19 protein-coding genes are annotated in these 21,283 nt (G+C 63.6%); 8 read left to right on the forward strand and 11 right to left on the reverse strand.

Features of this window, described 5'->3' with window-relative positions:
• Positions 1–3: 3 nt before the first annotated feature.
• The 5 genes from modC to AC27VQ_RS16645 form a co-directional block, all read right to left on the reverse strand.
• Positions 4–1,077, reverse strand: a complete 1,074-nt coding sequence (modC, locus tag AC27VQ_RS16625; RefSeq protein WP_488717125.1) for a molybdenum ABC transporter ATP-binding protein — start codon at positions 1,075–1,077, stop codon at positions 4–6.
• On the reverse strand, positions 1,074–1,775 hold the full coding sequence (modB, locus tag AC27VQ_RS16630) for a molybdate ABC transporter permease subunit (RefSeq protein WP_488717126.1): 702 nt from the start codon (positions 1,773–1,775) through the stop codon (positions 1,074–1,076). The genes modC and modB overlap by 4 nt, the downstream gene beginning before the upstream one ends.
• A 231-nt stretch (positions 1,776–2,006) precedes the next feature.
• Positions 2,007–2,780, reverse strand: a complete 774-nt coding sequence (gene modA / locus AC27VQ_RS16635; RefSeq protein ID WP_488717127.1) for a molybdate ABC transporter substrate-binding protein — start codon at positions 2,778–2,780, stop codon at positions 2,007–2,009.
• 529 nt (positions 2,781–3,309) lie between these two features.
• Positions 3,310–3,456: a DUF1127 domain-containing protein gene (locus AC27VQ_RS16640; RefSeq protein ID WP_117371435.1), complete on the reverse strand. Its 147-nt coding sequence runs from the start codon at positions 3,454–3,456 to the stop codon at positions 3,310–3,312.
• Between the two features lie 163 nt (positions 3,457–3,619).
• On the reverse strand, positions 3,620–4,756 hold the full coding sequence (locus AC27VQ_RS16645) for an aminotransferase (protein ID WP_488717128.1): 1,137 nt from the start codon (positions 4,754–4,756) through the stop codon (positions 3,620–3,622).
• 72 nt (positions 4,757–4,828) lie between these two features.
• Here AC27VQ_RS16645 and AC27VQ_RS16650 point away from each other — a divergent pair, with 72 nt between their 5' ends.
• Complete coding sequence (locus AC27VQ_RS16650; RefSeq protein ID WP_488717129.1) at positions 4,829–5,386, forward strand: helix-turn-helix domain-containing protein; 558 nt, start codon at positions 4,829–4,831, stop codon at positions 5,384–5,386.
• On the opposite strand, the gene chrA is transcribed toward AC27VQ_RS16650, so the two are convergent.
• On the reverse strand, positions 5,383–6,777 hold the full coding sequence (gene chrA, locus AC27VQ_RS16655; protein ID WP_488717130.1) for a chromate efflux transporter: 1,395 nt from the start codon (positions 6,775–6,777) through the stop codon (positions 5,383–5,385). The two genes, AC27VQ_RS16650 and chrA, sit on opposite strands and share 4 nt — an antisense overlap.
• Positions 6,778–7,047: 270 nt before the next feature.
• On the opposite strand from chrA, the gene AC27VQ_RS16660 reads away from it, so the two are divergent.
• Positions 7,048–9,609: a GcvT family protein gene (locus AC27VQ_RS16660; RefSeq protein ID WP_488717131.1), complete on the forward strand. Its 2,562-nt coding sequence runs from the start codon at positions 7,048–7,050 to the stop codon at positions 9,607–9,609.
• A gap of 304 nt (positions 9,610–9,913) precedes the next feature.
• On the opposite strand, the gene AC27VQ_RS16665 is transcribed toward AC27VQ_RS16660, so the two are convergent.
• The 3 genes from AC27VQ_RS16665 to AC27VQ_RS16675 form a co-directional block, all read right to left on the reverse strand.
• On the reverse strand, positions 9,914–11,113 hold the full coding sequence (locus AC27VQ_RS16665; RefSeq protein WP_488717132.1) for an amidohydrolase family protein: 1,200 nt from the start codon (positions 11,111–11,113) through the stop codon (positions 9,914–9,916).
• Positions 11,114–11,204: 91 nt separating this feature from the next.
• The gene (locus AC27VQ_RS16670; protein ID WP_488717133.1) at positions 11,205–11,912 is read right to left on the reverse strand and encodes a L,D-transpeptidase; all 708 of its coding nucleotides are present in this window, start codon (positions 11,910–11,912) and stop codon (positions 11,205–11,207) included.
• Positions 11,913–11,928: 16 nt separating this feature from the next.
• Entirely contained in the window at positions 11,929–12,972 is a 1,044-nt protein-coding gene (locus tag AC27VQ_RS16675) for a L,D-transpeptidase family protein (protein ID WP_488717134.1), read from the reverse strand.
• A gap of 315 nt (positions 12,973–13,287) precedes the next feature.
• On the opposite strand from AC27VQ_RS16675, the gene AC27VQ_RS16680 reads away from it, so the two are divergent.
• The gene (locus AC27VQ_RS16680; RefSeq protein WP_488717135.1) at positions 13,288–13,680 is read left to right on the forward strand and encodes a GFA family protein; all 393 of its coding nucleotides are present in this window, start codon (positions 13,288–13,290) and stop codon (positions 13,678–13,680) included.
• A gap of 73 nt (positions 13,681–13,753) precedes the next feature.
• Complete coding sequence (locus AC27VQ_RS16685; RefSeq protein WP_488717136.1) at positions 13,754–14,170, forward strand: MerR family transcriptional regulator; 417 nt, start codon at positions 13,754–13,756, stop codon at positions 14,168–14,170.
• Here AC27VQ_RS16685 and AC27VQ_RS16690 read toward each other — a convergent pair.
• Complete coding sequence (locus AC27VQ_RS16690; RefSeq protein WP_488717137.1) at positions 14,167–14,733, reverse strand: SCO family protein; 567 nt, start codon at positions 14,731–14,733, stop codon at positions 14,167–14,169. The two genes, AC27VQ_RS16685 and AC27VQ_RS16690, sit on opposite strands and share 4 nt — an antisense overlap.
• Positions 14,733–16,985 (reverse strand): heavy metal translocating P-type ATPase, encoded by a 2,253-nt coding sequence (locus AC27VQ_RS16695; RefSeq protein WP_488717138.1) that lies wholly within the window; start codon positions 16,983–16,985, stop codon positions 14,733–14,735. The genes AC27VQ_RS16690 and AC27VQ_RS16695 overlap by 1 nt, the downstream gene beginning before the upstream one ends.
• A gap of 172 nt (positions 16,986–17,157) precedes the next feature.
• Between AC27VQ_RS16695 and AC27VQ_RS16700 the strand changes: the two genes are divergently transcribed.
• The 4 genes from AC27VQ_RS16700 (at position 17,158) to AC27VQ_RS16715 (ending at position 21,282) form a co-directional block, all read left to right on the forward strand.
• A complete protein-coding gene (locus tag AC27VQ_RS16700; protein ID WP_488717139.1) occupies positions 17,158–17,397 on the forward strand; it encodes a hypothetical protein in 240 nt (79 codons plus the stop codon).
• 122 nt (positions 17,398–17,519) lie between these two features.
• Positions 17,520–18,620 carry a carboxynorspermidine decarboxylase gene (locus AC27VQ_RS16705; protein ID WP_488717140.1) on the forward strand — a complete coding sequence of 367 codons (1,101 nt, stop codon included), beginning with the start codon at positions 17,520–17,522 and terminating at the stop codon, positions 18,618–18,620.
• Between the two features lie 34 nt (positions 18,621–18,654).
• A complete protein-coding gene (locus tag AC27VQ_RS16710) occupies positions 18,655–19,893 on the forward strand; it encodes a saccharopine dehydrogenase family protein (protein WP_488717141.1) in 1,239 nt (412 codons plus the stop codon).
• A gap of 132 nt (positions 19,894–20,025) precedes the next feature.
• Complete coding sequence (locus AC27VQ_RS16715; RefSeq protein ID WP_488717142.1) at positions 20,026–21,282, forward strand: amidohydrolase family protein; 1,257 nt, start codon at positions 20,026–20,028, stop codon at positions 21,280–21,282.
• The last annotated feature ends 1 nt before the right edge of the window (position 21,283 follow it).

Below are 21,283 nucleotides of genomic sequence, written 5' to 3' on the forward strand. Positions count from 1 at the left end.
CACCTACTCTAGCGCGACCGTCTTGATCACCGCATGAACCGGCAGACCCGGCGTCAGACCAAGCCGCTCGACCGACCATGCGGTGATGCGGGCGCGCACGTGATCTTCGCCGCAGGCGATGCGCAAGCTTGCCATGCCCTCGCCATCAGGCTCGATGGCCTCCACCGTGCCTTCCAGGATATTGAGCGCGCTCAAGCCCTCCGGGCGCACCGTCGCCACCATGACGTCGCGGGCGGGGATGCGCAGGCGCACCGCGTCACCCGGAGATACCATGGCGCCCGGCACGAGGATGGCGGCACCGCCCTCGAGGCGGATGGTGGCGAGGCCATGCTCGGCATCGCGCGTCTCGACATGGCCCGCCAGCACGCTGCCAGCCTCACGGCGGTCGATGGCCGAGGCCAGGCGCGGGCCGCCGAGCACATCGGAAACCGGGCCGATGGCTTCGACGCGGCCGCCGGTCATCAGCACGACCCTGTCGGCGAGACGCGCGACTTCCGCGACGGAGTGGCTGACATAGACGATAGGAATGCCAGCCTCGTCGCGCAGGCGTTCGAGATAGGGCAGGATTTCGGCCTTGCGCTCCTCGTCCAGTGCGGCGAGCGGCTCGTCCATCAGCAACAAGCGCGGGGATGCGAGCAGGGCGCGGCCGATGGCGACACGCTGCTTCTCGCCGCCCGACAGGTTTGCCGGCTCGCGGTCGAGCAGGTCGCCGATGCCGAGCAGATCGATGATGCGGCCGGGATTTTCCGAGCGCGCGCCTTTCGGCGAGAACCAGCGGCCGTAATTCAGGTTCTGCCGCACCGTGAGATGCGGGAAAAGGCGGGCTTCCTGAAAGACATAGCCGAAACGGCGGCGGTGCGGCGGCACGAAGAGGCGGCGAGCGGTATCGACCAGCACGTCGTCGCCGAGCTGCACACGGCCTTCCGACGGCCGGGTCAGGCCGGCGATGATGCGGATGAGCGAGGTTTTCCCCGAGCCGGAGCGGCCGAACAGGGCGGTCACGCCGCCATCGGCGGCAAAGCCGGCATCCAGCGAGAAATCGCCGAGCCGGTGGCGGGCTTCGACCACGAGGCTCATTCGAGGTTCACCTTGCGGCCGAGGCGCTGCGCCAGGATTTCGGAGGCGAGCAGCGCGACCATGGAAATGGCGATGGCGACGAGGGTAAGGCGCAGCGCCCCGGCATCGCCGCCGGGCACCTGGGTGAAGGTGTAGATGGCGGCCGACAGCGTCTGCGTTTCGCCGGGAATGTTGGAGACGAAGGTGATGGTCGCGCCGAACTCGCCCATCGCCTTGGCGAAAGCGAGGATCATGCCGGCGAGGACGCCGGGCAGGATGAGCGGCAGGGTGACGGTGAGGAAGACCCAGGCGGGGCTCGCGCCCAGCGTGCCGGCCGCCTCCTCCAGCTTGCGGTCCACGGCCTCGATGGAGAGCCGGATGGAGCGCACCATCAGCGGAAAGCCCATGACGCCGCAGGCAAGTGCTGCGCCCGTCCAGCGGAAGGAGAGCACGATGCCGAACCAGTCGTTGAGGAACGCACCGACCGGGCCGCGGCGGCCGAACAGGATGAGCAGGATAAAGCCGGTGACGACGGGCGGCAGGATGAGCGGCAGGTGCACGATGCCGTTCAAGAGCGACTTGCCCCAGAAGCGGCCCCGCGCCAGCGCCAGCGCCACGAGAATGCCGAGCGGCAGGCTGACGAACACGGCCACCGACGAGACCCGAAGGCTCAACCGGATCGCAGTCCATTCCTCGCTGCTGAGTGTTAGCCAGTCCACTCTGGTTCCTTTTAAAAAGCGAAAGCCCCGGCAGCAAGACCGGGACCAAACGTCGACAAGGCCTCGCCCCCTCCTCCGTCATGTCAGGGCTTGACCCGAGGATCCATGCCACATCCCTCCGGCTTGCCTTGGGAGTGGATCCTCGGGTCAAGCCCTGACATGACGGAGAAGGGGTAAGGCTCTTCATCAATCAAGACCGGTGTAATGCCTTGACCTATCGCGAGGCTCGCCTCATTTCAGGATCGTAAAACCCTGTTCGGTGAAGAACGGCGCGGCCTTGTCGGACTTCAGGAAATCGAGATAGGCTGCAGCGGCAGCGCTCTTGGATTCCGAGAGGATGGCGACCGGGTAGATGATCGGCGGGTGGCTGTCTTCCGGGAAGGTACCGACCACGGCAACGCCCGGATCGGCGGCGGCATCCGTCTGGTAGACGATACCGTAGGGCGCTTCACCGCGCGAGACGAGCGCGAGCGCTGCGCGCACGCTTTCCGCACCGGCAACCTTGCCCTCGACGGAGGACCAGACACCGAGCTTTTCCAGCGCCGCCTTGCCGTATTTGCCGGCCGGTACGCTGTCGACCGCGCCCATGGCGAGCTTGCCGTCACCGACAAGACCGGCGAGATCGAAGCCTTCCTTGATCTCGACCGTCGAAGCCTTGTCCTTGGGTGCGACGAGAACGATGCGGTTGCCGAGTAGGTTGACGCGGGTGTCGTCCTTGATCAGCTTCTTTTCAGCGACATAATCCATCCAGGCAAGATCGGCCGAGATGAAGAGATCGGCAGGTGCGGCCGCCTCGATCTGCTTGGCGAGCGCCGAGCTTGCGGCATAGGAGACGGTCGTCTCGTTGCCGCTGTCCTTCGACCAGGCGGCATTGGCGGCATCCAGCGCATTCTTGAGGCTCGCGGCGGCGAAGACGGTGACCTTTTCGGCGGCAATGGCCGGCAAGGCAAGCGGCAGCGACGCAACGGCGGCGACGACGAGTTTCAAAATCAGGCGACGATTCATTCCGGCTCTCCCTTTTCCTGCCTTCCCGGCAGCGTGATATCTCATTGAATATATCGGCATTTACGGCTTGGCCAGCGCTATATTTTCAAAAATACAGGGAAACAGACTCCGGTGAAAAGCCTGTGATGGCGGCCGCTGAAAAGCGGCGACGATTGCGGTGGGAAAAAGAAAGCAGGTCCAGAAATGGAAAAGCCTGCCGCGGGAGGAGGTGCGGCAGGCTTTCCGATAGAACCGAATGGCGACTGGGAGGAGGAGTGCCGCCATTCCCGCAGTCGGCCCTGGGAGGAGGAGTGGGCCTTCTGCACAATCGAAGCTTCGTGGGAGGAGGTACGTTGCTTCGATAAATATGACTATATGCGATTCTTGATCATTTCATAGGCATCGTTTTGCAAAGCAGCTATGCGCTATGCGCGGATCGAATATCTCAATCCTCCGAACCAATCCCGAATACCGCCAGGTTGTTCGCACATGCGAAAACGCCCGCCGGAGGGCGGGCGTTTTCGAAATCCTGATGCTTTGCAGCAATCGATCAGAAACCGACGGCAGCGCGGGCGACGGTCTTGATTTCCGAACGTTCGATACCGAGATCGCGCAGTTCACGCGTGGTCATGCGGTCGAGTTCGTTGACGGTCTGACGATACTTGCGCCAATTGTTGAAGGAACGTGCCATGTTCATGATGATCCCCTTTCCGGAGGCTCTCTGTTCGGCACCGGTCCATGGCGCCGCGTCTTTCGATGACGGCTTTATAGCTTTATGCTGCAATGCGGAACAGCGCTGAGATGGCAGAACACCCATGCGAATGGCGCATGGGTGCAGTAAAGCTTTGTTAAGGATGCATTCAGGCGGCCCGTGCTGCCTGCTCCTGCTTCAGGAAGGCGGAGATTCGCTTGAGACCCGCGTGCAACACCTCTTCGCCATTGGTGTAGCCGATCCGCAGGTATCCCTCCATGTCCATGGCGCTGCCGGGTGTGAGCATCACGCCGGTGGCCTCCAGCAGCTTGGTGCAGAAGGCTTCCGAGGTCATCGGCAGGTCGAATTTCAAAAGCGCCGTCGTGCCGGATTTCGGCTTCACCCAGGAGATCAGCGGCTCGCCCTCCACCCATACGGCGAGGATGGCGAGGTTGGTGCGGGTGATGGCATGGCTGCGCGCAAGGATCTTGTCGCGGTTTTCCAGCGCGATTGCCGCGAAATGATCGTCCAGCATGCCGACGCTGATCGTGTTGTAGTCGCGGTGGATGGAGACGGCGTGCAGCAGGTCCTTCGGGCCGACGATCCAGCCGAGGCGCAGGCCGGCCAGCGAATAGGTTTTTGACATGCTGCCCGTCGAAATGCCCTTCTCATAGAGGTCGGCAATCGAGGCTGTCATGCCGTCGCCCTCCTGGTCCGTGCCGCGATAGACCTCATCGCAGAGGATCCAGGCACCGGCAGCGCGGGCGATGTCGACGACCTCGATCAGGAAATCGCGGTCCATCAGCGAGCCGGTCGGGTTGTTCGGGTTGTTGAGGCAGATCAGCTTGGTGCCCGGCGTCGCGAGACGGCGTAGCTCCTCCAGATCCGGCAGGAAGCCGTGCTCGGCCGTCAGCTTGAGGATCTGCACGTCGGCGCCGAAGCTTTCCGGGATGGAATAGTGCTGCTGGTAGGTCGGCAGGACCGAGATGACGCGGTCGCCCGGTTCCACCAGCGTTTCGTGCACCAGCGCATTGGCGCCGATCGCGCCATGGGTGACGACGACGTTTTCCAAGGCCTGCTTTTCATAGAGGCCGGCGATCAGCTTGCGCAGCCGCTCGCTGCCTTCGATCGCGCCATAGGTCAGCTTCATCGGCAGCAGCTCGGCAAGGATCGCCTCCTTCTTGCCGGCCATATCCAAAAGCTCCTCTACCGTCAGCGATTCCACGCAGGTTTCCGCAAGGTTCAGCTCGCAATGGTTCTCATAGCGGTTCATCCAGATCTCGACGCCGAAATCACGTATCTTCATGGCGGGCTCCTTTCGGGTTAGAAGGTGTCGTGCGGCTGCGCCGCTTTTCAAACAAACGATATGAGCAGTATATTGCACAGTCAAGAACGCAGTGACGTCCTCGCCCACGTATCCGGCAATTTGCGGCGCCTGCGCCAGAAGGCGGGCCTCAGCCAGGCCGCCCTTGCGGAGGCGTCTGGCATCAGCCGGCGCATGATCGTGGCAGTCGAGGGGGGCGATGCGAATATCAGCCTGTCGAGCCTGGACAAGCTCGCCGCCGCGATCGGCGTCGGTTTCGTCGATCTGGTGCGCGATCCGGCCCGCCCGCCATCGGCCGAGATCAACGAGGTGACGTGGCGCGGCGCAAACGAGGACAGCGCCGCCGTGCTGCTCGGCTCCGCGCCTGCGACGACCGAGGCGCAGATGTGGCACTGGTCGCTCGGTCCGGGCGAGCGCTACGACGCCGAGCCGGACCCGGCCGGCTGGCATGAGATGATCTTCGTCACCGAGGGTACGCTGCGGCTGGAACTGTCCGGCGTCGCGAAGGATTTACCGGCGGGCAGCTTCGCCGTTTACGACACTGATCAGCCCTATGCCTATCTCAATGCCGGCGAGAGCGTGGTGCGCTTCGTGCGCAATGTGATCGCCTAAAGCAATGTCCAGACCACGCCGGCGAGCGCTGAGAGGCCGAGCGTCAGCAGCACGGAAATCCTGAACCGGAAGAGCGCGACGGCGGCGGCCACGGCAAGCAGCGCCGATGGCAGGTTGATCGTGGCCGGCACGGGCAATTCGAGGCGAAGCGGCCCGGCGGCCAGCACCGTTGCCTCGCCGAACAGCGTATGCACGGCAAACCAGACGGCCAGATTGAGGATGACGCCGACGACGGCGGCGGTGATCGCCGAGAGCGCGCCCGAAAGGGCCGCATTGCCGCGCAGCCGCTCGATGAAGGGGGCGCCGAGGAAAATCCACAGGAAGCAGGGCACGAAGGTGACCCAGGTGGTGAGGATCGCCGCCAGCGTCGCCGCCGTCATGGGGCTGAGGCTGCCGGGATCGCGGTAGGCGCCGAGGAAACCGACGAATTGCAGCACCATGATCAGCGGCCCGGGCGTCGTCTCGGCCATGCCGAGCCCGTCGAGCATTTCGCCGGGCTTCAGCCAGCCATAGTGCTGCACCGCCTCCTGCGCGACATAGGCGAGCACCGCATAGGCGCCGCCGAAGGTGACGACCGCCATCTTGCTGAAGAAGAAGCCGATCTGCGCGAAGACGCTGTTGCCGCCGGCGACGAACCAGATGAGCCCAACCGGCAGCAGCCAGAGACAGAGCAGCGTGCCCGAGATTTTCAGCGACCAGCCGAGACCGGGCCGCGCATGGGCGGGCATCGCCTCGCCGAGCAGCGAATCGCGATCCTGCACGATCGCGCCTTTCGCCGCGGCATGGCCGCCGGCGGTGCGAAACAGGCGCGAGCCGGATTTCGAGCCGAGATAGCCGATGATGCCGGCCAGAAGCACGATGAGCGGGAACGGCACCCTAAAGGCGAAGATGGCGATGAAGGCAATTGCGGCAATGGCGAGCATGGCCGGATTGGTGAGCGCGCGGCTGCCGATGCGGAAGACCGCCTGCACGACGACGGCCAGCACCGCCGCCTTCAGCCCGAAGAACAGGCCTTCCACCACACTCGCATCGCCGAAGATGACATAGACATAGCTCAACGCGAGGATCGACAGGAAACCGGGCAGGATGAAGAGCAGGCCGGCGACGAGGCCGCCCAGCGTCCTGTGCATCAGCCAGCCGATATAGACGGCGAGCTGCTGCGCCTCCGGGCCAGGCAAGAGCATGCAATAGTTGAGCGCATGGAGGAAGCGGCCCTCGCCGATCCAGCGTTTCTCATCGACGACGATGCGGTGCATGACCGCGATCTGCCCCGCCGGTCCGCCGAAACTCAACGCCGCCACCCGCGCCCAAACCTTGAACGCCTCGCCGAAGGAGACGCCATGGGCCGGTTGAGGAGAAGGCAGATCAGCCTGTGCCGCCGTGTCGTTCACCAATTCCCCTCCCCTTGTCGATGCGCCCTGCGCTCTATCCCGTCGATATATAGCAAATGTGACAGGCGATGCCCGGCATGCGCTTCCAAAGTCGCAGTGCCGCGCGCAAAACGCATCTCACGAAAGCCATTGCGCAGGCAGGTCGATCCGCTAGGGTCGCCCGACCGGACGAGCACTGTCGGAACTGGTCGCAGCCCCGTCGCAGACAGGCTTTAATGGCGCAAACACAGGCCCTAAGATCGGCCGCAATATTTCATCGGGGTCCAGCACATGGCAGAGTTTCCGCAAAAGGCGAAGGTCGTCATCATCGGTTTGGGTGGTATCGTCGGCGCGTCGATCGCCCATCATCTCATCGAGCGCGGATGGGACGATATCGTAGGCATCGACAAGTCGGGCATTCCGACAGACATCGGTTCGACGGCGCATGCCTCGGACTTCTGCTACACGACGAGCCACGACTACCTCTCGGTCTGGACCACCCAGTACTCGATCGATTTCTACGAGAAGATGGGCCACTACGCCCGCATCGGCGGCCTGGAAGTCGCCCGCACCGGCGACGACACCTGGATGGAAGAGATCAAGCGGAAGCTTTCCTCCGCCAAGGCGTTCGGCACCCGCGCGCATTATGTCTCGCCGGCCGAGATCAAGGACATGTTCCCGCTGATCGAGCAGGATCAGGTCATGGGCGGCCTGTTCGACCCGGATGCCGGCCTCGTCGTCCCGCGTTCGCAGACGGTTGCCGGCAAGCTGGTCGACGCCGCCGAGAAATCCGGCAAGCTGCAGGTCTATGGCAACACGCCGGCCCAGTCGCTGATCGTCGAGGGTGGCCGCATCAAGGGCGTCGTCACCCATCGCGGCACGATCATGGCCGATCACGTCATCGTCTGCGCCGGCATCTGGGGCCGCCTGATCGCTGAAATGGTCGGCGAGGACCTGCCCGTCATGCCGGTCGACCATCCGCTGACCTTCTTCGGCCCGTATAACGAGTTCGAGGGCACCGGCAAGGAAATCGGCTTCCCGCTTTTGCGCGACCAGGGCAACTCCGCCTATATGCGCGACACCGGCGACCCGAAGACCACCGAGGGCGGCCAGATCGAGTGGGGCTATTACGAACAGACCAATCCGCGCCTCTGCCACCCGCGCGACATTCTCGAAAAGCACGAGGCACGCCTGTCGCCCTCGCAGCGCGACCTCGACATGGAGCAGATCCTCGAGCCGCTCGAAAAGGCGATGGAACTGACGCCGATCCTCGGCGAACTCGGCTATAACGAAGGCCATTCCTTCAACGGCCTGCTGCAGGTTTCCGCCGCCGGCGGCCCGTCCTGCGGCGAGAGCCAGAAGGTGCGCGGCCTGTGGTATTGCGTCGCCATCTGGGTCAAGGACGGCCCCGGCTACGGCAAGCTGATCGCCGACTGGATGACGGACGGCCGCACCGAGATCGACCACAACTCGATCGACTATTCGCGTTTCTATCCGCACCAGCTGACGGAAGAGTTCATCGAGGGCCGCTCTTACGAGGCCGCCCAGAAGATCTACTTCCCGGCCGTGCACAACCGCGAGCCCTATGCCTCGGGTCGCGGCGCCAAGCGCTCACCCTTCCATGAGCGCGAAAAGGAACTCGGCGGCTACTTCATGGAACTCGGCGGCTGGGAGCGTGCGCATGGATACGCCGCCAACGAGCACCTCCTGGAAAAATACGGCGACCGCGTTCCGGTGCGCGAGAACGAATGGGACAGCCGCCATTTCTGGCGCGTTTCCAACGCCGAGCACCTGGCGCTCAGCGAGGATGTCGGCATCATCAACCTCTCGCACTTCCACATGGTGGATATCGAAGGCCCCGATCATGTCGAGCTCTTGGAATGGCTCTGCGCGGCAAAAATCGGCGGCGACGGCAATATCGGCAAGGGCATCTACACCCACTTCCTCGACGACGAGGGCATGGTGCGCGCCGACTTCACGGTCTTCCGCATGGCCGACCGCTGCCGCCTCGTCAACGGCGCCGACGCCGGCCCGCGCGACTTCCACTATATGAAGCGCGTTGCCGAGGATCGTGGCCTTGACGTCACCATCACCGATACGTCGGAAAAGTACATCACCATCGGCATCTGGGGGCCGAACGCCCGCGAGAACCTGAAGAAGGTGGTCGCGGATCCCGCCGGTCTCGACCAGGAGAACTTCGCCTTCGCCGCGATCAAGCAGATCGAGATCGCGGGCAAGTCCGTGACCGCCTTCCGCATCTCCTATGTCGGCGAGCAGGGCTGGGAACTGCACATGAAGTACGAGGATGGCCTGGCCGTCTGGGATGCGCTGCGTTCCACCGGCGCCATGGCCGTCGGCGTCGAGACCTATGCCAACTCGCGCCGCATGGAAAAGAGCCTGCGCCTGCAGAATGCCGACCTGCTCACCCAGTACAACCTGATCGAAGCCGACCTTGCCCGTCCGAAGGTCAAGGAAGCCGATTTCCGGGGCAAGGCCAAGCATCTGGAATACAAGGCCAGGCCCCACCAGCCCGCCATGCTCTGCACGCTGGTCATGACCGAGAATACGGACAAGAACGGTGTGAAACGTTACCCGCTCGGCAACCTGCCGGTCATGGATCCGGCAACCGGCGAAGTCCTCATCGACGACCTCGGCCGCCGCTCCTACACGACCTCCATCGCCTTCGGCCCGACCATCGGCAAGAACATCGCGCTGGCCTACCTGCCGCACGCCTACTGCCAGGAAGGCCGCAAGCTCACCATCTCCTATTTCGACGAGATCTACCCGGTCGAGGTCGTCAGCATCGGCTACAAGCCGCTCTACGACCCCGAAAACCTCAAGCCGCGCACGTAAGCGGCTGCAAGGCGCAAAAAAGAAAGGGTGTGCCGATGGCGCGCCCTTTTTGTTTTTGGGTAATTTGGACGCGTAGAGCTCCTGGGCGCTCTCCTTCTGGCCCCTCCACCTCACCTCTCCTTCGTCATCCTCGGGCTTGACCCGAGGATCCAAGCGGCAAACTCAGCGGGCGTGGATGGATCCTCGGGTCAAGCCCGAGGATGACGGAGGAGAGCGAGGCAGGCTTTCGCACGGTTAGCGACACAGGTAAGCTTGGAGCCCCAATGCCAAACCTCACCTAGCCAACTTTCTTCTTGAGCCAGCTTTACCGGATCACGCTTCCATTTTCCGCGACGAGCCGCCCGCCCTTAAACACCCGGCGCCCTTTCGGCACGGCCACGACGGCCTCAGGAACATGCTCGGCATCAAGCGTCACGAAATCCGCTTTCGCGCCGACAGCGATGCCGTAGGCTTCCAGGCCGAGCGCCTTCGCACTGGCCGATGTCACCACGTCGAAGGCGGCGCTCAGTTCCTCGTCGGTGTAGAAGCCGGAGCGATAGCCGATCATCATCGCGCGGCCGAGCATGTCGCCGTCGCCATAGGGCCACCAGGAATCGCGGATGTTGTCGCTGCCGGCGAAGACATTGACGCCCTCCGCGCGCAGAAGTGCTACCGGCGGAAAGGCATGGTCGCCGGGGGCGTTGGTCATGATGGAGACGCCGGCGGCGGCGATTTTCGCGCCGGTGCGGCGGGCCGAATCCGCGTCGAGATCACCAAGGCCATAGGCGTGGCTGATCGCCACCCTGCCCTGCATTCCGAGCGCGACCGTGCAGGCACAGATTTCCTCCACCGTAAAAACGCCGAGCGAGCCGAAATCGTGCAGGTGGATATCGACGCCGACGCCGCGCTTCTCCGCCACGCCGAAGACGACATCGAGATGGCCTTGCAGGTCGCGGTCGAAGCTCGCCGGGTCGAGGCCGCCGACGAGATCGGCGCCCATCGCGATCGCCTCATCCAGCAATGCGGCCGTGCCGGGGCTCTTGAGGATGCCGCTCTGCGGGAAGGCGACGAGCTGGATATCGATGATATCGCGATATTCCTCGCGAATCGCCAGGATCGTCTCCAGCGATTTCAGGCCGACCGACGCATCGACCATGACATGGCTGCGCATGGAGAGGGAGCCGTGTCCGACGCAAAGTTCCAGCTGCTTGCGGGCGCGCTCCGCCATCGGGGCTGCCTGCGCCATGTTCTGAGCCTGGAAGGCCACGCGCTCATGCACGTCAAACCCGTTGGTGCAGGCTTTGTGCGGAATCCATTTGTCGCCGAAAAAGCTGGTATCGAGATGAATATGCCCCTCGACGAAGGCGGGCACGAGAAGCGCACCGGCGATATCAATGTTCTTCGCCGCGTTGGCGGCCGAACCGGCCGGCGCAATCGAGACGATGCGGCCGCCGGCAACGCCGATATCGTTCAGCGTGCCGTCCGCCAGCTTCGCATTGGTGAACAGGGTTTCGATGCCGGCCATTCTTGCGCGTCTCCATTTGCACAGGGGTCAGCCCACCCCTCGGAGGGCAGGCCGAAAACTGTATGCAATAACGCGCGAAAATCGTATCCAGTCAATAGGCCGCGGCGACGGCCGCATTGCCCAGCACCACGATGGGCGTGCCGTTCTGGACGCGGTTGAACAGATCGACCACGTCCTGGTTTATCATGCGCACGCAGCCCGACGAGACGGACTTGCCGATCGTCCACCATTCGGGGGAGCCGTGGATGCGGTAGAGCGTGTCTTCCTTGTCCTTGAAGATATACATGGCGCGCGCGCCGAGCGGGTTTTTCAGCCCAGGCTCCATGCCGCCATTGCGCGAGCTGTAGGGCTCCAGCTCCGGCTGGCGGGCGATCATCTCGTCCGGCGGCGTCCAGCGCGGCCACGCGCGCTTGTACTGGATGACTCCGCGGCCGGCCCATTCGAAACCCGCGCGGCCAAGGCCGACGCCGTAACGCATCGCCTGCCCGTCTTCATAGGTCAGGTAGAGGAAGTGGCTCGCGGTATCGACGACGATGACGCCGGCGCGCTCGCCCGTCGGGTTGGGCACCATCTGGCGATAGAAGCGCGGATCGATCTTCTGGTAGGGAATGGCGGGCAGCGGATAGGGCTCGTCGTCCTTCGGGCCGTACATGGCGGCGTAGATGCTGGTATCGACGACCGGGTCGGCGTGGAGCACGATCCTCGGCTGCTGCGGCGTCGTGCAGCCGGCCAGAACCGTGGTTGCCAATCCTGCGCTACCGAGCAGGAAGGAGCGGCGGGTTACGCTTTCACCAGTCAAGGAATGCCCTCACACCTCAATCGTCATAGGGATCGGCCAGCGCGGCATCGGGCCGGCTGACCGGATATTTCGTGCGCGAAATGCGAGCGGCCATGCCCTTGGCGCCCTGCTGCTTCAGGAGCGAGCGGAAGCTCGGATGCATGCCGCCGTCCACATAGGCGAAGCTCGAAACCGGTGTGGCGCTCGCAAAAGCCGCATCCAGCTTCTTTTGTTCCGCACCGATCTTCGCGATCACATCATTTTGAGCGCCATCGACCGTGGCCGGGCACTGGGCGAGCGGATCATCAGGCTCGCCATTCACGAAATCCCGGTTGAAGACATAGCGGCCGCCGCAGACGGACACCTTTGGCTGCTTGCGCGTGAAGGCGAAGGCGTCATAGCCCTCCTTCAGCGTGCGCCAGAACGGCATGTTCGGATCGCCCTTGTGCTTGGCCATGTTTTCCGTGGTCATACGGAAGGGATAGGCCTGCACCTGGAAACGCTCCTGGCCGCTATCCAGCGCCTTCTGCACGATCGCGTAGATTTCGCCGACGCCCTGGTCGGTCATGGCGTAACAGCCCGACGACGAGCAGGCGCCATGCACCATCAGCGCCTCGCCGGAATAGCCGAGCGCCGATTCCAGCCGGTTCGGATAACCGAGGTTGAACGAGACGTAGTATTGCGAGTTCGGGTTCAGCATGCCGGCGGAGACATGGTAGAAGCCTTCCGGCGCCTGGCGGTCGCCGCTCTTCGTCTTGGGCCCGAGCTTTCCGGACCAGCGGCACATCGGATAGGTCTTGAACAGCGCGTACTGGCCGCTCGCATTGACCTTCCAGACCTCAAGCTCGCTTTCCTGCTTGAAGATACGCACCAGCACAGGGCTTTCCGGCCGCATCTTCTTGGCCGCCATTTCCGCCTTCACCTTGCTGGAAAGCTGCGGCGCTTCGGCAAGCGAGGCGACATCCATGGCCATGCAGCCGGCAAGCAGGCTGCCGGCGACGGTCGCAGCAGCAAGGCGCGTAACAAGCGAAAGACGCGGGCGGGTGGTTTCACGAGAAAGGATATGGCGAAGCGCAAACATGGATCGGTTTCGATTGCTGGGGCCGGTGTTGAATATCGGGGCGCCGCAGTATCGGCGGCGCATCTCGTGCCTAGAGTCCAAGCGATTGCTTAGAACTTCGTTAATCTTATGACCCGGAAGGGTCGTTGCCCGGCATCATGCCGTGGGAATGCCGCGAATCCGGCATCGATCTTGCGGAAAGCATAAACCCTCAAGCCGCTTGAGCTTCAAGACCAGCTTTGCGGCTTTCTTTCGTCGCGGGATCACACGGCGAACAAAATATCGTTAGGATGGTTCTCCTTTCCAGGATCAGCCTAGGATCGGGAGGTGAACGACATGGAACGCGTGACCGGTGGCTGCCTGTGCGGCAATGTCCGTCTTGAGACCTCGGGTTCTCCCTATCGGGTCGGGATCTGCCATTGCCTCGATTGCCGCAAGCATCACGGCGCGCTGTTTCACGCCTCGGCGATCTTCCCCCGCGACGCCGTGACCGTGACGGGCGAGACGCGCGATTATGCCGGGCGCTTCTTCTGCCCGCGCTGCGGCTCGCCGGTCTTTGCCTGCACCGGCGATGAAATCGAGGTCAATCTCGGTGCGCTTGATGCACCCGACCGGTTCACGCCGACCTATGAACTCTGGACGATCCGCCGCGAGGCCTGGCTGCCGCCGTTTCCGCTGGCGCGGCATTATGACCGGGATCGGGAAAACCCCGGCCGCAGCGAGCCTTAACCGGACGACGGGTGCTTGATTTGCCGGCCGTCCCGGCACATCTGTGGGGGAGTGCGTTTCAGGAGGGCAGACCATGCTGACGATCGGCGATCTTTCCAAGGCCACGGGCGTCAAGGTTCCGACCATCCGCTATTACGAGCAGATGGGCCTGCTTTCCCATGCCGAGCGTTCCGAGGGCAACCAGCGGCGCTACTCCAGCGGCGAGCGTGACCGGCTCACCTTCATCCGCCACGCCCGCGATCTCGGCCTAACCATCGACGCCATCCGCGAGCTGATCGAACTCAGCCAGCATCCCGAACGCCCCTGCCACGACGCCGACCGCATCGCCGCCGAGCAGCTGAGCACCGTGCGCCGCAAGATCGAGCGCCTGCAGAAGCTGGAGGCAGAGCTGGTGCGCATCACCAGCCATTGCCATTCCGACCAGATTCGTGACTGCTACGTCATCCGCGCATTGGCGAACCACGATCTCTGCCAGGACGAACACAATTAGGACGCGGCAAGCCGTTTCAATTTCTGGAGCTGCGCCGCGCGTGGCTCATGCATGTCGAGCATGCCCTGCAACCGGCCATCCGCCCGGATGAGGAAAAGCCCGGCGGTGTGCTCCATCGTGTAGCTGTCCGATTCCGTCGCGACCTTCCTGTAAAAGGCGGAAAAGGCCTCCGCCGCCTCCTTGGTCTGGGCAGCATCGCCGCGCAGCGCGATGATGCGCGGATCGAAGGACGTCATGTAAAGCTTCAGAAGCTCCGCCGTGTCGCGCTTGGGATCGATGGAGATGAAGAGCGGCGTGATGCGATCTGCTGCCGGGCCGATCTCCTTGAGCAGGCCGCTCAGTTCGAAAAGCGCGGTCGGGCAGACATCCGGGCAATGGGTGAAGCCGAAGAAGGCGAGATAGGGTTTTCCGGCGAGATCGGCCGAGCCGAAGGGCTTGCCGTCGACCGTCTGCAAGGCGAAGACGCGCTGTTTTGGCCGGTCTGCGGGACGCCGCTTTGCCGCGACCGTCGCTCCGACGATCGCGGCGAGCCCGGCAAGACCGAGAAGGGTCCTGCGCCGCATTACTGGATCGGCCGCAGCAGCCGCAGCGCGTTCAGCGTGACGAGCACCGTGGCGCCGGTATCGGCGAGAATCGCCGGCCACAGGCCGGTGATGCCGATGATCGTCGTCACCAGGAATACGCCCTTGAGGCCGAGCGACAGCGCGATGTTCTGCACGATGTTGCGCATGGTGCGCTTCGACAGGTCCGTCATCAGCGCGACATCGCCGACGCGGCCGTGTAGGATGGCGGCATCGGCCGTTTCCAGCGCCACATCCGTGCCGCCACCCATGGCGATGCCGACATCGGCGGCGGCGAGTGCCGGCGCGTCGTTGATGCCGTCGCCGATCTTGCCGACCACGAAACCTTCGCGCTGGAGTTCGCCGACGATGCGCTGCTTGTCCTCCGGCATCAGCTCGGCACGCACCTCGATGCCGAGTTCGGCGCCGACGGCCTTGGCGGTGCGGGCATTGTCGCCGGTCAGCATGACGGTCTTGATACCGAGATCCCTGAGGGCCTTGAGGCCGGCGGCGGCATCCGCACGCGGCTCGTCGCGCATGGCGATGGCGCCGGCCAGCACGCCGTCGACGATCAACATGGAGACGGTCTTGCCGTCGTCGTTAAGCGCCGTCGTGACGGCCTGCACCTCTGCGGACAAAGCGACGCGCTCGGCGGCGGCCTTCGGCGAGGCGAGGAAGACCTCTTTGCCCTCGACGGTGGCCGTCACACCCTTGCCGCCCAGCGCGCGCGAGCCGGTGGCAACCGGCGGGACGACACCGTCTTCGGCGGCCTTGGCAAGGATGGCGAGCGCCAGCGGATGGCTGGAGCCGGCTTCGAGTGCTGCGGAGAGGCGCAGCACCTCTTCGGCCGAAGCCGAGAAGGCGACGACGTCGGTGACCTTGGGTTTGCCCTCCGTCAGGGTACCGGTCTTGTCGAAGGCGATGGCCGTCAGCTTGCCGAGGCCTTCCAGCACCGCGCCGCCCTTCATCAGCAGGCCGCGGCGGGCGCCGGCGGAGAGCGATGCCGCGATAGCGGCGGGCGTCGAGATGACCAGCGCGCAGGGGCAGCCGATCAGGAGCACGGCGAGGCCCTTATAGACCCACTCGCTCCAGATGCCGCCGAAGAACAGCGGCGGGATGATCGCGACGAGGGCCGCGACGACGACCACGCCGGGCGTGTAATATTTCGAGAAGCGGTCGATGAAGCGCTCGGTCGGCGCCTTGGATTCCTGTGCTTCCTCGACCAGCTTGATGACGCGGGCAATCGTATTATCAGCCGCAGCCGCCGTGACGCGCACGCGCAAAGCCGCATCGCCATTGACCGTGCCGGCAAAGACCGCGTCGCCGACCTCCTTGCGCACCGGCGTGCTCTCGCCCGTCACCGGTGCTTCGTCGATGGCGCTTTCGCCTTCGATGATCGTGCCATCGGCGGAAATGCGGTCGCCGGGGCGCACGAGAATGACGGCACCGACAGCAAGCGATTCGGCCGGGACTTCCTTCGTGCGGCCGTCCTCATCGAGCAGCGCCGTCTTCGGCACGAGCGTGGAGAGCGAGCGGATGCTGTCACGCGCCTTGCCGGCCGCAACACCTTCCAGCAATTCACCGACGAGGAAGAGGAAGACGACCATCGCGGCTTCCTCCGTCGCATTGATGATGACCGCGCCGACGGCGGCGATGGTCATCAGCATCTCGATGGAGAACGGCGTGCCGGCCAGCGCCGCCATGATGGCGCGGCGCGCGATCGGCAGCAGGCCGACGACCATGGCGACAATGAAGGCATAGGTTTCGATGGCCGGAAAGAGATGGCCCACGGCATAGGCGACGACGAGTGCGGCACCGGCGAGAATGGTCAGCCGCCCCTTCTTGCCCTTCCACCACGGCCCCTCGGACGGGCCATGATCATGGCCATGCAAGCCCTCGATGGCCGCCGTCTTCGGTGCATCGTGGTCATGCCCGGCGTGATCATGGTGGTCGTGCCCATGGTCATGGCTGTGGCCGTGGTCATGATTGCAATTCGGACCATGCTCATGTTTGGCCGCCGTCTTTTCGGCCACCGCGCCGGCCGGCGTCACCGCATAGCCGAGGCCGGAGACCTTCTTGCGGATCGCCTCCAGATCGCTTTCCGCATCGTGCTGCACGCGCATCGTGCCCGCCGTCACCGAAACGGAAACGTCGGATACACCGGGCATGCGGCGCACGGCGGTATCGATCTTGCTGGCGCAGGAGGCGCAATCCATGCCCTCCACGCGAAACCGGGTCTCTTTCACATCAGCCATCGCACAATCCTCTTCAGTCTCATGAAATGGTTCTACGACCTCTAGCGACTAGAGGTGCAAGAGCGATTTCAAGAAATTTTCGAACAAAAGGACGCATTGAAATTGCCGGCGGCCCTGTGCTAGGGAGCGCCCCATTGAATGCAGGTTTCATCTGCTGGTTGGGGAGGACGCCATGGCTTGGCAAACCCTCTTCCAATCGGGGATGGGCTCGGATGCCCCCCGAACGGAAGAACGCTACTCGATGCGCGCCCTTGTGGCCCGCTCTGGCTTTTACGCCGTCAGGCTGGCTGCGTCGTTGCGCCGTCCGGTGAAGACACCGCGCCTGCCCAATCTCTTCCTTGAGCGTTATCGCGACCGGGGTAACAGCGCCAAAGCGCTGTCCCATCGCCGTGTCCGCACGACGATACCGTAACAGCGGCTTCCCCTTTTTTGAGCCACGCGGAGCGGGCGGTTTGCGCCTGCCCTCACCCGCGTTCCTATCGCGTTGCCGGCTGTTTCGCCGGTGGCCGTTCCACCGCAGCAGACAGGTCCCCGATGTCCCTGACCACACCCTATTACCTGATCGACAAGTCGAAGCTCCTCGCCAACATGGAGAAGATCGCGCGTCTTCGCGAACTCTCCGGCGCCAATGCGCTTCTGGCGCTGAAATGCTTCGCGACCTGGTCGGTCTTCGACTTCATGCGCGACTATATGGACGGTACCACCTCCTCCTCGCTCAACGAGGTGCGCCTCGGCCATGAGCGCTTCGGCAAGGAGACGCATGCCTATTCCGTCGCCTATGCGGATTACGAGATCGACGAGGTCGTCAGCCACGCCGACAAGATCATCTTCAACTCCATCGGCCAGCTCGACCGCTTCGCCGACAAGGCCTCCGGCATCGTGCGCGGCCTGCGCCTCAATCCCGGCATCTCGTCCTCGACCTTCGACCTCGCCGACCCCGCCCGCCCCTTCTCGCGGCTCGGCGAATGGGATGTGAGAAAGGTCGAGCCGGTGATGGACCGCATCTCCGGCTTCATGATCCACAACAACTGCGAGAACGGCGATTTCGACCTGTTCGACCGCATGCTCGGTACGATCGAGGAGAAGTTCGCCCCGCTCCTGAAGAAGGCCGAATGGGTGAGCCTCGGCGGCGGCATCCATTTCACCGGCGAAAACTATCCGCTGGAAAAATTCGCCGAGCGGCTGAAGCGCTTCTCCGGCGAATACGGCGTGCAGGTCTATCTGGAGCCGGGTGAGGCCTCGATCACCAGGTCCACCACGCTGGAGGTGACGGTGCTGGACCTGCTCAACAACGGCAAGAACCTGGCCATCGTCGATGCATCGATCGAGGCCCATATGCTGGACCTGTTGATCTACCGGGAGAATGCCAAGATTTCCCCCAATACGGGCCCGTACCGCACCATGGTCTGCGGTAAGTCCTGCCTCGCCGGCGATATCTTCGGCGAGTTCAATTTCGAGAACCAATTGAAGGTCGGCGACCGCATCTCCATCCAGGATGCGGCCGGCTACACCATGGTCAAGAAGAACTGGTTCAACGGCGTGAAAATGCCGGCGATCGCCATCCGCGAACTGGACGGCACCATCAGAACGGTCCGCGAATTCACCTACGCGAACTTTGAAGAAAGCCTCTCCTGAGGCTGTACCGGGTTAGAAGGAGATATCCCCCGACATGAAGAAGAACGTGCTCATCATCGGCGCCGGCGGCGTCGCACAGGTCGTCGCGCACAAATGCGCCCAGAATAACGACGTGCTCGGCGACATCCATATCGCCTCGCGCACCAAGGCCAAGTGCGACAAGATCATCGCGTCGGTCCATGAGAAGAAGGCGCTGAAGCAGCCGGGCGTGCTGGAAGGCCATGCACTCGACGCGCTCGACATCGAAGCCACCAAGGCGCTGATCACCGCCACCAGCTCGCAGATCGTCATCAATGTCGGCACCGCCTTCCTGAACATGTCGGTGCTGCGCGCCTGCATGGATACGGGCGTCGCCTATATCGACACGGCGATCCACGAGGAGCCGGGCAAGATCTGCGAGACCCCGCCATGGTACGGGAACTACGAGTGGAAGCGCGCCGCCGAATGCAAGGAGAAGGGCATCACCGCCATCCTCGGCGCCGGCTTCGATCCGGGTGTCGTCAACGCCTATGCCAAGCTCGCCAAGGACGAATATCTCGACACGGTGACCGACGTCGATATCGTCGACATCAATGCCGGCAACCATGGAAAATACTTCGCCACGAACTTCGACCCGGAAATCAATTTTCGCGAGTTCACCGGCGTCGTCTATTCGTGGCAGAACGGCGAATGGCAGACGAACAAGATGTTCGAAATCGGCAAGGACTACGACCTGCCGGTCGTCGGCACGCGCCGCGCCTATCTCTGCGGCCATGACGAAGTGCATTCGCTGGCCAAGAACATGGACGGCGCCAATGTGCGTTTCTGGATGGGCTTCGGCGATCACTACATCAACGTCTTCACGGTGCTGAAGAGCCTTGGCCTTCTTTCCGAGCAGCCGGTTAAGACGGCCGAGGGCCAGGAAGTCGTTCCGCTCAAGGTGGTCAAGGCCGTGCTGCCCGATCCGGCATCGCTTGCGCCGGGCTATGAAGGCAAGACCTGCATCGGCGACTACGTGAAAGGCTTTAAGGACGGTAAGGAAAAGACTGTCTTCATCTACAACGTGGCCGACCACAAAGAAGCCTATGAGGAAGTCGGTTCTCAGGGCATTTCCTACACCGCCGGCGTTCCCCCCGTCGCCGCCGCGATGCTCGTCGCGACCGGCGAGTGGGATGTGACGATGATGGCGAATGTCGAGGAACTGCCGCCGAAGCCTTTCATCAACCTGCTGAACGGCATGGGTCTTCCGACCCGCATCCAGGACGAGGACGGCGACCGCGCCGTCAGCTTCTAAGCAAAGGAGCCGGCCGCGTTTTCGACGCGGCCGGTGCCTGTCGAAGCGGGTCCGCGTCGACTACAATGGGGACTGGTCGGCACGGGCGGCCACGCCGCGGCGCAGACAAAAGACTGCGGGAAGGAGAAGACCGTGACGGCACTCAAGGACAGCCTCTATCTGCTGGCCGATGTCAGGCTCGAAGAGGGCTTCGAAAAGGACGGTGACGTCATCGTCGCCACCCGCACGGCGCTCTATACGCTCGAAATCAAGGACGGCCGGATCGCCGCCCTGCATGCCTCAGGCAGTCCCCTGCCCGCCGGCCTGCCGACCTACCACGCGAACGGCCAGCTCGCGCTGCCCACCATGCGTGACATGCACATCCATCTCGACAAGACGTTTTACGGCGGCCCGTGGCGGGCGCCGCGTCCGCGCCAGGGCAAGACGATCATGGACATGATCGCACTGGAGGAAAAGCTCCTGCCGCAACTGTTGCCGACCTCCGTCGAGCGCGCCGAGGGTCTGATCGCCCTCCTGCAATCCAGGGGCAGCACGGTTGCCCGCAGCCATTGCAACATCGATCCCGTCAGCGGGCTGAAGAGCCTCGAACACCTGAAGATCGCGCTGGAAAGGCACAGGCAAGATTTCGTCTGCGAGATCGTCGCCTTCCCGCAGCATGGCCTGTTGCATTCCAAGGTCGACGGCCTGATGCGCGAGGCCATGCAGATGGGCGTGGAGTATGTCGGCGGGCTCGACCCGACCAATATCGACAGCGCCATGGAAAAGTCGCTCGACGCGATGTTCCAGATCGCGCTCGACACCGGCAAGGGCGTCGATATCCACCTGCACGAGACGAGCCCGGCGGGTGTCGCCGCGGTCGACTACATGATTGATACGGTGGAGAAGAACCCGGCGCTGAAGGGCAAGGTGACGATCAGCCATGCCTTCGCGCTGACGACGCTCTCGCCCGAGCAGCTGGAAGAAACGGCCGGTCGGCTCGCTGCGAACGGCATGACGATCACCTCGACGGTGCCGATCGGCGACCTGATGATGCCGCTGCCGGCGCTTTCCGAAAAGGGCGTCTTCGTGATGACGGGCACCGACAGCGTGATCGACCATTGGTCGCCCTTCGGCAGCGGCGACATGCTGGAAAAGGCCTGTCTCTACGCCCAGCTCTATCGCGGCTCGGACGAGTACCAGCTGTCCCGTTCGCTGGCCATTGCCACCGGCGGCGTGCTGCCGCTCGACAAGGACGGCAACCGTGCCTGGCCGACAGTCGGCGACGAAGCCGGCTTTTCGCTGGCCGAGGCGAGCTGCACGGCCGAAGCGGTCGCGCGCGTTTCGCCGCGCACGGCGACCTTCCACAAGGGCCGCCTCGTTTCCGGCGGCGTCGATAAAGCTTTCAGCTAAG

It is taken from the genome of Shinella sp. 20P9.1.1 (assembly GCF_057798995.1).

Coding starts and splice junctions, on each gene's coding strand:
- modC (WP_488717125.1), bottom strand. CDS start 1,077: ATGAGCCTCGTGGTCGAAGCCCGCCACCGGCTCGGCGATTTCTCGCTG.
- modA (WP_488717127.1), bottom strand. CDS start 2,780: ATGAATCGTCGCCTGATTTTGAAACTCGTCGTCGCCGCCGTTGCGTCG.
- AC27VQ_RS16640 (WP_117371435.1), bottom strand. CDS start 3,456: ATGAACATGGCACGTTCCTTCAACAATTGGCGCAAGTATCGTCAGACC.
- AC27VQ_RS16645 (WP_488717128.1), bottom strand. CDS start 4,756: ATGAAGATACGTGATTTCGGCGTCGAGATCTGGATGAACCGCTATGAG.
- AC27VQ_RS16660 (WP_488717131.1), top strand. CDS start 7,048: ATGGCAGAGTTTCCGCAAAAGGCGAAGGTCGTCATCATCGGTTTGGGT.
- AC27VQ_RS16665 (WP_488717132.1), bottom strand. CDS start 11,113: ATGGCCGGCATCGAAACCCTGTTCACCAATGCGAAGCTGGCGGACGGC.
- AC27VQ_RS16675 (WP_488717134.1), bottom strand. CDS start 12,972: ATGTTTGCGCTTCGCCATATCCTTTCTCGTGAAACCACCCGCCCGCGT.
- AC27VQ_RS16680 (WP_488717135.1), top strand. CDS start 13,288: ATGGAACGCGTGACCGGTGGCTGCCTGTGCGGCAATGTCCGTCTTGAG.
- AC27VQ_RS16685 (WP_488717136.1), top strand. CDS start 13,754: ATGCTGACGATCGGCGATCTTTCCAAGGCCACGGGCGTCAAGGTTCCG.
- AC27VQ_RS16690 (WP_488717137.1), bottom strand. CDS start 14,733: ATGCGGCGCAGGACCCTTCTCGGTCTTGCCGGGCTCGCCGCGATCGTC.
- AC27VQ_RS16695 (WP_488717138.1), bottom strand. CDS start 16,985: ATGGCTGATGTGAAAGAGACCCGGTTTCGCGTGGAGGGCATGGATTGC.
- AC27VQ_RS16700 (WP_488717139.1), top strand. CDS start 17,158: ATGGCTTGGCAAACCCTCTTCCAATCGGGGATGGGCTCGGATGCCCCC.
- AC27VQ_RS16705 (WP_488717140.1), top strand. CDS start 17,520: ATGTCCCTGACCACACCCTATTACCTGATCGACAAGTCGAAGCTCCTC.
- AC27VQ_RS16710 (WP_488717141.1), top strand. CDS start 18,655: ATGAAGAAGAACGTGCTCATCATCGGCGCCGGCGGCGTCGCACAGGTC.